Origin of the sequence: Paraburkholderia sp. J8-2, from assembly GCF_905220195.1 — a bacterium.
In the GTDB taxonomy this organism is placed as follows: Bacteria; Pseudomonadota; Gammaproteobacteria; order Burkholderiales; family Burkholderiaceae; genus Paraburkholderia.
Genome location: NZ_CAJMZA010000004.1, coordinates 314,403 through 327,193 on the forward strand (window position 1 = coordinate 314,403; position 12,791 = coordinate 327,193).

General features: G+C 64.7%; 8 protein-coding genes. 2 read left to right on the forward strand and 6 right to left on the reverse strand.

The genetic code is table 11. The annotated features are described in order from the left end of the window. Nucleotides 1-51 precede the first annotated feature (51 nt). Nucleotides 52-1,467, reverse strand: a complete 1,416-nt coding sequence (gene glnA, locus U5A52_RS12695) for a type I glutamate--ammonia ligase (protein ID WP_042264808.1) — start codon at nucleotides 1,465-1,467, stop codon at nucleotides 52-54. 464 nt (nucleotides 1,468-1,931) lie between these two features. Between glnA and U5A52_RS12700 the strand changes: the two genes are divergently transcribed. Beyond that, nucleotides 1,932-2,396, forward strand: coding sequence for a rhodanese-like domain-containing protein (locus U5A52_RS12700; protein WP_321909010.1), 465 nt, complete (start codon nucleotides 1,932-1,934; stop codon nucleotides 2,394-2,396). Nucleotides 2,397-2,510: 114 nt separating this feature from the next. On the opposite strand, the gene U5A52_RS12705 is transcribed toward U5A52_RS12700, so the two are convergent. From U5A52_RS12705 to hrpA, 5 genes are all read right to left on the reverse strand, one after another. Continuing rightward, on the reverse strand, nucleotides 2,511-3,368 hold the full coding sequence (locus U5A52_RS12705) for a competence/damage-inducible protein A (protein ID WP_321934920.1): 858 nt from the start codon (nucleotides 3,366-3,368) through the stop codon (nucleotides 2,511-2,513). Between the two features lie 37 nt (nucleotides 3,369-3,405). Next, complete coding sequence (locus U5A52_RS12710; protein WP_321909013.1) at nucleotides 3,406-4,239, reverse strand: EI24 domain-containing protein; 834 nt, start codon at nucleotides 4,237-4,239, stop codon at nucleotides 3,406-3,408. A gap of 138 nt (nucleotides 4,240-4,377) precedes the next feature. Beyond that, entirely contained in the window at nucleotides 4,378-5,430 is a 1,053-nt protein-coding gene (locus U5A52_RS12715; protein WP_321934921.1) for a sterol desaturase family protein, read from the reverse strand. Between the two features lie 21 nt (nucleotides 5,431-5,451). Next, entirely contained in the window at nucleotides 5,452-6,489 is a 1,038-nt protein-coding gene (locus tag U5A52_RS12720; protein WP_321934922.1) for a beta-propeller fold lactonase family protein, read from the reverse strand. Between the two features lie 166 nt (nucleotides 6,490-6,655). Further along, complete coding sequence (gene hrpA, locus U5A52_RS12725) at nucleotides 6,656-11,305, reverse strand: ATP-dependent RNA helicase HrpA (protein ID WP_321934923.1); 4,650 nt, start codon at nucleotides 11,303-11,305, stop codon at nucleotides 6,656-6,658. Between the two features lie 23 nt (nucleotides 11,306-11,328). On the opposite strand from hrpA, the gene argA reads away from it, so the two are divergent. Continuing rightward, a complete protein-coding gene (gene argA, locus U5A52_RS12730; protein ID WP_321909020.1) occupies nucleotides 11,329-12,720 on the forward strand; it encodes an amino-acid N-acetyltransferase in 1,392 nt (463 codons plus the stop codon). Nucleotides 12,721-12,791: the final 71 nt, after the last annotated feature.

Below are 12,791 nucleotides of genomic sequence, written 5' to 3' on the forward strand. Positions count from 1 at the left end.
AAACTGAACCGGCGCTTCGCTGTACAGCGTGCAGCGAAGCGCCATCGCCAATTACAGCGAGTAGTACAGTTCGAACTCGACCGGGTGCGTGGTCATACGCACGCGTTGCAGTTCGCTTTCCTTCAGCGCGAGGTACGCGTCGATCATGCCGTCGGTGAACACACCACCGCGCGTCAGGAACTCGCGATCCTTGTCGAGCGCTTCGAGCGCCTGGTCGAGGCCGGCGCAAACGGTCGGGATCTTTGCATCCTCTTCCGGCGGCAGGTCGTACAGGTTCTTGTCGGCGGCTTCGCCCGGGTGGATCTTGTTCTGCACGCCGTCCAGACCTGCCATCATCAGTGCCGAGAAGCACAGGTACGGGTTGGCGAGCGGATCCGGGAAGCGCGTTTCGATACGGCGGCCCTTCGGGTTCGACACGTGCGGAATACGAATCGACGCCGAACGGTTGCGTGCCGAGTAAGCGAGCTTGACCGGCGCTTCGAAGTGCGGAACGAGACGCTTGTACGAGTTCGTGCCCGGGTTCGTGATGGCGTTCAGCGCGCGAGCGTGCTTGATGATGCCGCCGATGTAGAACAGCGCGAATTCCGACAGGCCTGCGTAGCCGTTGCCCGCGAACAGGTTCTGGCCGTCCTTCCAGATCGACTGGTGAACGTGCATGCCCGAACCGTTGTCGCCAACGACCGGCTTCGGCATGAACGTCGCCGTCTTGCCGTACGTGTGCGCCACGTTGTGGACGATGTACTTCAGTTGCTGCGTCCAGTCCGCGCGCTGAACCAGCGTCGAGAACTTCGTGCCGATTTCGTTCTGGCCCTGGCCCGCCACTTCGTGGTGGTGCACTTCGACCGGAATGCCGATCTGCTCGAGCAGCAGACACATTTCCGAACGGATGTCCTGGAACGTGTCGACCGGCGCGACCGGGAAGTAGCCGCCCTTCGTGCCCGGACGGTGACCCGTGTTGCCGCCTTCGATTTCGCGACCCGACGACCACGGTGCTTCATCCGAGCCGATCTTCACGAAGCAGCCCGACTGATCCGTGTTCCACTGGACCGAATCGAAAATGAAGAATTCCGGCTCCGGACCGAAGAAGGCGGTGTCGCCGAGACCCGTGCTCTTCAGATAGGCTTCAGCGCGCTTTGCCAGCGAGCGCGGGTCGCGCTCGTAGCCCTTGCCGTCGGCCGGCTCAACCACGTCGCAGGTCAGGACCAGCGTCGATTCTTCGTAGAACGGGTCGATGAAGGCCGTGTTCGGGTCCGGCACGAGCAGCATGTCCGAGGCTTCGATGCCCTTCCAGCCGGCGATCGACGAACCGTCAAACGCATGACCCGACTCGAACTTGTCTTCGTCGAATGCCGACAGCGGAACCGAAACGTGCTGCTCCTTGCCGCGCGTGTCCGTGAAGCGGAAGTCGACAAACTTGACGTCTTCGTCCTTGACGAGTTGCATGACGTCGGCCACGGATTTACTCATAACCTATTCTCCTGATTAACGATTTCGGCGAACGCTGCCGCCGTCCCAATCTTGTTGATCCTCGCCGGCCGCCTCCTTCCCAGGTCCGTCCTGCTGACCTCGACTGGCCGGCTGCGAATCGATCGAGACATATAAAGCAGCTTCCGTGCCATGCATGCGCCAACGTGGCGCAAATCCCTTTCGCGACACACACTTGCAATCAAAAATCGTGCGCCGCGCTTTTGTGGAGCCACCAAGGTGGCGACTCATCGGCACCAAATTCGTGCAATCCCGAATTTGGCGCGCGAATCTCTCTTTATTATGGTGCAAAACGCCTCGAATGCACCAACTTAATGCATTCCGCCCTTTATGTTGGTCAAGCACCGCGCGGTTGCGGTTTTGCGTTGCCCGAACCGGCCTCCTCGCTCCGTCCCCACGCGCTAGAATGGTTTTTTGGTCCAACGCGAAACAGGAGATCCGTTGTCATGAGTACGCTCGAACAGTTGTACGCCCAGGCCGAGAAGCGCCGCGTCGAGAACCAGCTGCCCTACGCGGGCGCGGTATCGCCCGCAGAGGCATTCGAGCTTCTGCAGCTCGACCCGCGTGCGCGCCTCGTTGACGTGCGCACGCGCGCTGAACTCGACTGGGTCGGCCGTCCCGTCGTGGGCGACGGCCAATACTCGCACGTCGAATGGACCCGCTATCCGGGCGGCGTGCCCAACGCCGAGTTCCTCACCCAGCTCAAGAGCGCCGTGGAAACCGACGCACCCGTGCTGTTCCTGTGCCGCAGCGCCGCACGCTCCAAGCTCGCCGCCATCGAAGCCGCAAAGGCCGGCTTCACGAAAGCCTATGACCTGCTCGAAGGTTTCGAAGGCGACAAAGACGGCCAGGGACATCGCAAAACCGTCACAGGCTGGTGCTTCCGCGGCTTGCCGTGGATCGGCGCATAAAGCCCTGAAACTGGCCCGCTGCAACCCAACGGGCCACTCTGAGCGCCCCGTGTGACACGCCGATGATGCGCCGCCAGCCCTACCGCGCTACGCGGCGCACCTTGACTCGCTAACTCAAAAACCGGCGCGCGGCCCGCTGCGGCGCTCGCGATCAGGCGCGCCCTCGCCCGGCGCCGGCGGCTCGACCACATCGCCGCCCAGTTCGTGCACGCCTTCGCGCAGCTTCACGAAGGCGGCCGCCACGGCCTCGGGCTCGCCCTTCACGCCCAGATCGATATGCCGGCGCGCGTAAATGCCGCCGCGCTCCGTATCGCCGACGCTCGGCAGGCTGAACACCCGCACGCCCGGAAAATCGCGCTCGATGCGCTCCATGAGCGGCGTGAGCGTCGACTCCGGCAACTCGAACACGAGCAGCGACTTCTCGGCGTGCGGCGTCTGGTGATGCAGGTGCGCGTACTTCGTGTCGAGCACCCACTCGATCATCGGCCAGGCCATCACTGGGAAACCGGGCACGAAGTGATGATCGCGGATCGAAAAGCCCGGAATCTTGTTGTAGCCGTTCGGGATGATCTCGCAGCCCTGCGGGAACGTGCCCATCTGGAAGCGATGCAGATTCTCGGGCGACTGAAAGTTCACGGGATCGGCGCCCGTGTGCATGTCGCGAATCCGCTCGCGGATCGCCGCCTCGGCATCCGGATGCAGCGCGAGCGGCACGCCCAGCGCCGCGGCCGCGCACTGGCGCGTGTGGTCGTCCGGCGTCGCGCCGATGCCGCCCGTCGAAAATACGATGTCGCCCGAAGCGAACGAGCGCCGCAGCGTCTCGGTAATGCGCACGGGGTCGTCGCCCACGTACTGGGCCCACTCGAGCGAGAGGCCGCGCGCGCCGAGCAATTCGATGACCTTCGGCAGATGCTTGTCGGAGCGGCGCCCCGAGAGAATCTCGTCGCCGATGATGATGACGCCAAATGCCATGTGTCGCCTCGCTGAATTGTCTTGAGTGTGGAGCGTGTTAGTGCACGATCGTCACGTCACCGGATGCCTGCTGCACTTCATGCGCGCGCATGCGCTGAAGCGCGCGCAGACAGTAGTGCCCGAACCAGAGTGCCGTGAACACCAGAATGAACGCGTAAATCCAGATGGTCACCGCCGCGAGCACCGGAAAGAACAGCAGCAGCCACGCGGAGACGGCCCAGATCGCCGTGGGCAACGAGCCGAGCAACCCGCTCACCACGCCGATCACGAGCAGCGGCAGGCGGTGGCTGCGCACCAGCGCGCGGCGCTCCTCGACGGTTGCGTGCAGCGCCAGCGCGTCGTAGGTCATCACACGATACGTGAGCCAGCCCCACAAGAGCGGCGGAATGAGCGCGAAGAACGGCGGGATGAGCCAGAGCGGCAGCGTCACGATCATGACGATCAGGCAGACGAGGGTCGTGACGAGCGAATAGAACAGACTGCCGTACCAGCTGCCGCCGCGCCGCATCTCGAGCATCGGATACTGGCGCTTCGAAAGATGGCCGATCACGCGCGGCATCGAAATCGCGACGATCAGCAGCAACACCGAAATCACGATGAGCGGAATCGTCAGGATGATGACCAGAAACGGCGCGATCGTCGCGCGAAGCCAGCCAAAGCCGAGTGCGTCGAAGAGATGGTAGAGGTAGGCCGTGGACGACCAGTTCGCGAGCGCGCCGCGCATGAGGTCGAGCAGTGGCTGCCAGAACACATAGAGCACGGCGCCCCACACCGCCGCCGCCACGAGAAACGGCACGAAGGTGAGGAGCAGCATGGCGGGATGGAACACGCTCGCGAGCGCGCGTCCGAACGAGCGCAACAGATCATTCATGCGAGCGGAATAAGGCGAAAAGGACGGGTGGAGAACACAGTGTCGGCGAAATCGGTGCGACCAAGCCGACAGCATAAACCACCGCGCGTACGGCGGGTAAGACGGCTGCGATGAAGGGGAAAGACGCCGCGCCGGCGTTCAGGTCACGGTGGCGTCGTCGCGTGCCTCGGCCCGCGCGGCAGTGGCCGCATGGGAACCCGAGCGCAGGCGCCGCGCGATGCGGTTGAACGCATAACCCTGCTGCGCCCAGAAGCCTTCGCCATAGCGCGCGCCTTCGAGCTGGTCGCGAATACCCGTGGGCTCGATCTCGCGATTGAACGACGCGCTGCCGAACATCATGTCCCACCAGGGGAACAGCACGCCGAAGTTGCAGCCGTAGTGGGTGCCTTCATGGCCATAGCCAATGGCGTGATGGCGGCGGTGAAAACGCGGGCTCACGACCAGCCGCTCGCCGAGCCAGCCGAAATGCACGCGAATATTGGCGTGCTGCACGCTCTGCATGAAGTTCGTGAGCGCCACGAGCACCACGAATTGCGCGGGCGGCACGCCAATCACGAGCGCGACGACGGCGAACATGCACGATTGACCGACCACGTCGAGCAGATGGTTGCGGTCATCGCACCAGAGCGACATCTTGCGCTGGCTGTGATGCACGGCATGCAGTTCCCACCAGATGCCGTAGCGATGCGAAAGCCGGTGATACCAGTAGCTGAAGAAGTCGAGCACCACGAGGTAGATGGCGAATGCCACGAGCGGCTGCGTGGTCACGCCCTGCCAAAGGTTGTCGAGATCCACCGTCTTCACGCCCATGAGCCGCAGCGCGCTCTGCGCGCGGTCGAAGAACGGCTGCATCGTGAAGAAAAACAGCAGGTTCAGAATGCCGAGGCGCGTGATCCAGGTGTAGAGCGCATCCACCCCTACCCCCTTGCGGTCACGCCACTTCTCCGCGGGCAGGAGCGCTTCGAGCGGGCGCAGCAACGCGTACATCAGGCCCACTTCGAGCACGCCCACGATCACCCAGTAGAGCGCGTCGTAGGTGTCTTCGTCCACGTCCATCATGCCGACGTGGAAAAGCAGCGGCTGAATCGCATTGACATAGAGAAGCGTCTGGAGCCACGACACGAGGTCGTCCGCACCCGCAACCACGGCCTGCCCCGCGTGCGCGATCACCGCCAGCCCAGACGCCACCATGTCCACACGTCCTCCCGTTCTTCAGGCCCCGTTCGGCGCCGTCACGGGCGCGCGATCGTAGAAGTAGATGCCATGCGGCGAGCGGCCCACGGCGATGGTCTTGATGAGCTTCTTCGACTGCATGTCGATGAGGCCGATGTGCTTCGCGAAACGGAACGTCACCCAAAGATAACGCTTGTCGGCGGTAAGTTCCATGTCGTCCGGACCGGGCATCAGACCGCTGATCTCACCGGTCTTTTCGAGCGTTTCCTCGTCGATGATGCTAATGACATTCGCCACGCGGCTCGACACCAGCACGTGGCGGCCGTCCACGAGCGAGCGGAAGTTGTGCGCGGCCTTGCCCACCTGGATCGTCTTGACGATTTTCTGGTTGCGCCAGTCTACGACCGCCACATAGTCGGCGCCCGTCATGCCGACGAGCAGGTACTTGTCGCCGGGCGTGAGCCACAGGCCGGCCGGTGCGGAACCGACCTTCATTTTCCAGAGCACCTTCTGCGTGGGCAGATCGACCGCTGCGATTTCGCCCGACACCTGCAGCGAAACGAACACGGTGCGGCTGTCGTTGGTGAACGCCAGGTGACTCGGCATGGCCGAGAGCGGCAGGCGCTTCGCGAGCGTGATATTGCTGCCGCCCGCGTAGTTGTAGATGTCGAGACGGTCGAGGCGCAGCCCCGTGGTGACGAACCACTTGCGGTCGGGCGAGAAGCCGAGCTGATACGGGTCTTCGACGTTTTCGACCCAGCGCTGCGGCTTGCCGGTTTTCGGATCGACGAACAGCAGGTTGTTCGACACCGAGTTCGCGACGATCAGCGACGTGTTGTCCGGCGTGGGAAAGAGGTGATGCGGTTCCTTGCCTGTGGGCACGGTGCCGACGACTTCGTGCGTCTTGTCGTCGATGAGGCTCAGCGTGGCTTCGCCCGAATTGAGGACGATGATGTTGTTCGCATGCGCGGCCGTTGAAACCAGCGCGGCACAGGCGAGTGCGGCGGCAGCGGTCTTGGTGGCAAAGCGGCCAAATGAGCGGCCAAATGAGCGGCTAAATGTGTTGTGGTTCGGCATGAAGAATCGTTCCCGGGCAGATTCGTGATTGTAGAACGTCTACCTGCACGCAAGGTTGACGTAGGGCCCTTGAAATATGAAAGGGGCGCAATAAAGCGCCCCATTTCGAACAAGTGTTATGGCCCGCAATGCCGAAAATACGCCGGCAGTGGCGGGCAGGTGCGGCTTATCGCTGCATCGATTCCCAAACCTTGTACAGACGCTTCACGGAAACCGGCATCGGCGTGCGCAACTCCTGGGCGAAGAGCGAGATGCGCAGCTCCTCGAGCAGCCAGCGGAACTCCGAGAGACGCGGATCGAAAACGCCGCCGCGCTGCGAGAGCGCGCGCTGATACTGCTGCGCGAGCGGCTGAAACTCGGCGGCCTGGCGCGCGTCGCGTGCGGGGTCGGCACGCAGCTTGTCGATGCGCAGCGCGACGCCCTTCAAGTAGCGCGGGAAATGCACGAGCTGCGCATAGGGCGTTTCCAGAATGAAGCGCTTGCTGATGAGCGCGTCGACCTGCGCCTGCATGTCCGCTGCGGGCGCACCGAACGCCTTGGCCTGCACGAGCTTCTTCGCGAGCGACGCATACTCGGCGAGGATCTGGCCCACGAGCCGGGCAATTTCCTGCGCGAGCAGCGACAGACGTCCGCGGCCTTCGTCCTTGCGCGCGTGGAAACTCGCGTCGTCGTCGGGCAGCGGATCTTGCAGGCAGGCGCGGTCGAGCGCGAGTTCGACCAACTGGTCGCGCAGCTCCTCCTGCGTGGCGCGCGCCATGAACTGCATCGCCATCTCGCGCAGGCCCGGCAGATTTTTCTCCAGGTAGCGGATCGGCTCACGCAGCTGCAGCGCGAACAATCGACGCAGCCCCGCGCGATGAATCCGCGCGGCCTCCTCCGGCGAATCGAACACTTCGACATCGCAATGCGTGCCACGATCGACGAGCGCCGGATAGCCGAACAGCGTCTGTCCGCCGCGGCGGATTTCCAGCAGCTCGGGCAGCTTGCCGAAATTCCACGTCGTGAGGTTTTCGTAGAGCGCGGTGGCGGGCGCGGCATCTCCCGGCGCGCTCGTGTGCGGCACGTTGCTCTTTTGCGGCGCGTTGGCGCTCGCCCCGCGTTCGGCCTGGGCGATCTGCGCGACATCCCCGCCCTGCGCGTGCGTTTCCAGCGCAGCCAGCGCCGTTGCGCTCGCGAGCTTCTGGAATTGCTGCTGTGCCTGCGCACCAAGTTCAGCGCGCAGTTGCGCGAGGTTGCGGCCCATCGCGAGCTGGCGACCGTGCTCGTCGATCACCTTAAAGTTCATGAAAAGGTGGGCGGCCAGCGTTTCCAGCTTGAAGTCGGCGGATTTCAGCGCGACCTGCTTCTGCTCGCGCACGTCGGCGATCAGCGCCTCCAGCAGACCGCCCGCGCCGAAGCGCTCGCCGCCCACACGCTCGGCAAAGCCAGCCGCGTACTCGGGCAACGGCACGCAATGCCGGCGCAGCTTCTGCGGCAGCGACTTCAGCAGCAGTTGCGCCTTCTCCTTGAGCATGCCCGGCACGAGCCATTCGCAGCGGCGCGCATCGACCTGGTTGAGCGCGTAGAGCGGCACCGCGAGCGTCACGCCGTCGCGCGGCGAGCCCGGCTCGAAGTGATACGTGAGCGCCATCGCCACGCCCGACATCGTCATGCGCTTCGGGAACAGATCGGTCGTCACGCCGGCCGCTTCGTGACGCATCAGGTCGTCGCGAGAGAGGTACAACAGACGCAGCTTGTCCTCGGGCTGGCCGCCCTTCCTCACCTCGTCGCGATACCAGCGCTCGAACGCCGCGCCCGAGTAAATGCCCTCAGGTATCGCCTGATCGTAGAAGCCGTAGATCAATTCGTCGTCGACGAGCACGTCCTGGCGGCGCGACTTGTGTTCCAGCTGCTCGATATCGGCAAGCAGCTTGCGGTTATGCGCGAAGAACGCGAGTTTCGTGTCGAATTCGCCTTCCACCAGCGCGCCGCGAATGAAGAGTTCACGCGCACGCGCCGGGTCCTGCTTGCCGAACGCCACGCGCCGGCGCTGGTACACCGGCAGGCCATACAGCACCCCGCGCTCGAACGCGCTCACCTGCGCCGCGCGTTTTTCCCAATGCGGCTCGGAAAGCGACTTCTTCAGCAAATGCGCGCCCACCTTCTCGAGCCACTCGGGCTCGATCTTCGCGATGCAGCGCGCGTAGAGGCGGCTCGTTTCGACGAGTTCCGCCGCCACCACCCAGCGCCCCGCCTTCTTCACGAGCGCAGAGCCCGGCCACAAGTGGAACTTGATGCTACGCGCACCGAGGTAGTGCGGCTCGTCGTCGGCCTTCAGGCCGATGTTGCCGAGCAGGCCCGTGAGCAGCGCGTGATGGATCTGCTCGTAGGTCGCGTCGGCTTCGTTGATCCGCCAGCCATGCTCGCGCACCACCGTCAGCAATTGTGAATGCACATCGCGCCATTCGCGCAGACGCAAGTGCGAAAGGAAGTTCGCGCGGCACGCATCCAGCAATTGCCGGTTGGACTTCTTGTGCGCGACGGCCTCTTCGAACCAGGCCCAGATCTTGAGCCACTGGAGAAACTCGGAGCGCTCGTCGGCGAAACGGCGATGCGCCTGATCGGCTTGCTCTTGCGCCTCGATCGGCCGGTCGCGCGGGTCCTGCACCGAAAGCGCGCTCGCGATGATGAGCACCTCGCGCAGCGCCTGCTCGTCGCGCGCGCCGAGAATCATGCGGCCCACGCGCGGGTCGAGCGGCAGGCGCGCGAGTTCGCGGCCAAGCGGCGTGAGCGCGTTGTCGTCGTCGACTGCGCCCAGCTCGTTGAGCAACTGATAGCCGTCGGCGATCGCGCGGCCCGGCGGCGGCTCGATGAACGGGAACGTCTCGATCGCCGTGAGATGCAGCGACTTCATGCGCAGAATCACGGCGGCAAGCGACGAGCGCAGGATTTCCGGATCGGAGAATCGCGGCCGCGCGATGAAATCCGATTCCTCGTAAAGCCGGATGCAGATGCCGTCGGCTACGCGACCGCAACGGCCCGCGCGCTGGTTCGCGGCCGCCTGCGAGATCGATTCGATCTGCAGTTGCTCGACCTTGTTGCGGTACGAATAACGTTTCACGCGCGCGAGGCCGGTATCGACCACGTAGCGGATACCTGGCACCGTGAGCGAGGTTTCGGCCACGTTGGTCGCAAGCACGATGCGGCGCGCGTTCGAAGGCTTGAACACGCGCTCCTGCTCCTGCGCGGAAAGGCGTGCGAAAAGCGGCAAGATTTCCGTGTGCGGCGGATGGTGCTTGCGCAGCGCTTCCGCTGCGTCGCGAATTTCGCGCTCGCCGGGCAGGAATACGAGCACGTCGCCCGAGCCTTCGCGGCAGAGTTCATCGACGGCGTCGACGATCGCTTCCATGAGGTCGCGATCGCTGTCTCGCTGCGACTTCGCGCCCTTTTCACTGCGCTCGCGGCCCGTCGTGCCCTGCGCATTCTTCACCGCCGGGCTGTCCTCCTGCACCGGCCGGTAGCGCACCTCGACGGGGTACAGCCGCCCGCTCACCTCGATCACCGGCGCAGGCTTTTCCTCGCTGCCGAAGTGGCGCGCGAAGCGATCGGCGTCGATCGTCGCCGAGGTCACGATCAGCTTGAGGTCGGGCCGGCGCGGCAGGATCTCCTTCAGATAGCCGAGCAGAAAGTCGATGTTGAGACTGCGCTCGTGCGCCTCGTCGATGATGATCGTGTCGTAGGCCTTGAGCAGCGGATCGGTTTGCGTCTCCGCGAGCAGAATGCCGTCGGTCATGAGCTTGACCGAGGCGCCCGGCGAGAGATTGTCGGTGAAGCGCACCTTGTAGCCGACCACCTCGCCGAATGGCGTATTGAGTTCGTCGGCAATACGGCGCGCCGTGGCCGAAGCCGCGATCCGCCGCGGCTGCGTATGGCCGATCAGACCCGTGCCGCCCGCGCCGAGGCCGCGGCCCAAAGCGAGCGCGATTTTCGGCAACTGCGTGGTCTTGCCTGAGCCCGTTTCACCGCTCACGATCACGACCTGATTCTGCGCAATCGCACGCGCGATTTCCTCGCGACGGCCTGAAACCGGCAGCGCTTCGGGGAACGTGATGGGCGGGACCTTGTTCGGCTCGACGTTGGCGCGCGGAGCACGCGCCGGGCGCTCGCTGCGCGGCTTGCGTTCGTTCGCTGCGGCCGCTTCGGCCGTTTCATTCGTTACGGCCGTTTCGTTGCCAGTGCGCGCGGCGCGCTGCTGCGCGGAGGGATCGCGTTCGCGTACAGCTTGCGGCCGTGGCGCGCGGTGCGGTTGATGTTGCGTCGGCTTTTGCTGCTGGGAAGGATCACGCGGGGCATTGCGCGACGGCTTCTGCGATGCGTTATCCGTAGCGTCGCGCGGTGCGCGTTGCGTTTGCGCCCGGGCATCACGCTGCGCGTCTGGCTTGCGCGGCGCGCGTGCCTCACCCTGCTGCACGCGTTGTTCGCTTTGCGCTGCGCGATTTGGCTCCCTGCGCGCCGGCTGCGCCGCCGCTGGCTGAGAAACATTTCGCGCTTCGCGAGGTTGCTCGGGCTTGCGTGTTTCGCCATGCCCGCCTGGCGCGTCCTTGGGACTCGCGGACTGCGTCGGCGCGGGCGGTGCCGCACGCTTGTCCTGCACGCGTGCGCCGCCCAGCACGCCGCCGCCCATGAGCGTGGCAAGCTTGTCCGACGACGCGAGCTTTTCCCCGTCGCCATACTTCTGCGACGCGCTTTTCGCTTTCGCGCCGTCCTGCGCCGTTTCCTGCCCGGCCGGGGTGTTGCTGCCCTGCGCCGAGGCAGGTCTTTTGGGTACATTCGACATGGGGGCGCATTATAATCCCGGGCATGAATTCCCAAACCGACCTCGTCCCCGCCACCGCCAGCGCGCCGGCCTCCGCCGCCGCTGCGGATTCCGACTCGCAGATCATGGCGCAGCACGCGCAATTCGTGGATTGGATGCGATCGGTCGCACCCTACATCCACGCGTTCCAGGGCAAGACATTCGTCGTCGGTTTCGGCGGCGAGGTCGTGCACCAGAATCTGCTCAACGCGCTCGTTGCCGACATCGCTCTCCTGCAGGCCATGGGCATCCAGATCGTGCTCGTGCACGGTTCGCGCCCGCAGGTCGAAGAGCAGATGAGCCTGCACGGCGTCGAGTCCGAGTTCTCGCACGGCATGCGCATCACCAATGCCCGCGCGCTCGAATCGGCGAAGGAAGCGGCCGGTGAAGTGCGTCTCGACATCGAGGCCGCGATCAGCCAGGGTCTGCCGAATACGCCCATGGCGCACGCGCACATCAGCGTGGTGTCGGGCAACTTCGTGACGGCGCGTCCGGTCGGCATTCTCGACGGCGTGGACTTCCAGCACACGGGTGTCGTGCGCAAGATCGACGCCGATTCGATCCGCCACTCGCTCGCGAGCCGCAAGCTCGTGCTGCTCTCGCCGCTCGGCTTTTCGCCCACGGGCGAGGCGTTCAACCTGTCGATGGAAGACGTCGCCTCGGCGGCGGCCATCGCGTTGCGCGCCGACAAGATCATTTTCCTCACGGAGACGCAGGGCCTGATCAACGAGGAAGGCGAGCTGATCCGCGAAATGTCGCTCGACGACGCCTACAAGCTGCAGGAAGGCGGCACCGTGCTCGGCGACGAGGGCTTCTATCTGAAGCACTCCATTCGCGCCTGCCGCGGCGGCGTGGGCCGCGCGCACATCATTCCCTACGTGCTCGACGGCGGCTTGCTGCTCGAACTGTTCCTGCACGACGGCGTGGGCACCATGATCTCGTACGAGAACCTGGAAAGCCTGCGCGAAGCGACCCCCGACGACGTCGGCGGCATTCTCACGCTGATCGAGCCGCTCGAAACCGACGGCACGCTCGTGCGTCGCGGGCGTCACCAGATCGAGCGCGACATCGACCATTTCTCGGTGATCGAGCACGACGGCGTGCTCTTTGGCTGCGCGGCGCTGTACGCGTATTCGCAGGAGCGCATCGGCGAGATGGCGTGCCTCACGGTCTCGCCCGAAGCCCAGGGCTCCGGCGATGGCGAGCGACTCCTGCGCCGTATCGAGCAACGCGCGCGGGCACGCGGCCTCACGCGCATTTTCGTGCTCACGACGCGCACCGAACACTGGTTCCTGAAGCGCGGCTTCGTCAAGGCCACGGTGGACGACCTGCCCGAAGACCGCCGCCGCCTCTATAACTGGCAGCGCAAGTCGCTCGTGCTGATGAAACAGCTCTGAACGTTCCCGTCTGCACCGTCCGCAGACAGGGCGCGCCGCCACCCCACACATACGACTAAGGAGAAGCACAG

Excerpts from the sequence above, each read along its gene's own strand:
- U5A52_RS12720 (WP_321934922.1), bottom strand. The coding sequence starts at position 6,489 with ATGCCGAACCACAACACATTTAGCCGCTCATTTGGCCGCTCATTTGGC.
- glnA (WP_042264808.1), bottom strand. The coding sequence starts at position 1,467 with ATGAGTAAATCCGTGGCCGACGTCATGCAACTCGTCAAGGACGAAGAC.
- U5A52_RS12715 (WP_321934921.1), bottom strand. The coding sequence starts at position 5,430 with ATGGTGGCGTCTGGGCTGGCGGTGATCGCGCACGCGGGGCAGGCCGTG.
- argA (WP_321909020.1), top strand. The coding sequence starts at position 11,329 with ATGAATTCCCAAACCGACCTCGTCCCCGCCACCGCCAGCGCGCCGGCC.
- U5A52_RS12705 (WP_321934920.1), bottom strand. The coding sequence starts at position 3,368 with ATGGCATTTGGCGTCATCATCATCGGCGACGAGATTCTCTCGGGGCGC.
- hrpA (WP_321934923.1), bottom strand. The coding sequence starts at position 11,305 with ATGTCGAATGTACCCAAAAGACCTGCCTCGGCGCAGGGCAGCAACACC.
- U5A52_RS12700 (WP_321909010.1), top strand. The coding sequence starts at position 1,932 with ATGAGTACGCTCGAACAGTTGTACGCCCAGGCCGAGAAGCGCCGCGTC.
- U5A52_RS12710 (WP_321909013.1), bottom strand. The coding sequence starts at position 4,239 with ATGAATGATCTGTTGCGCTCGTTCGGACGCGCGCTCGCGAGCGTGTTC.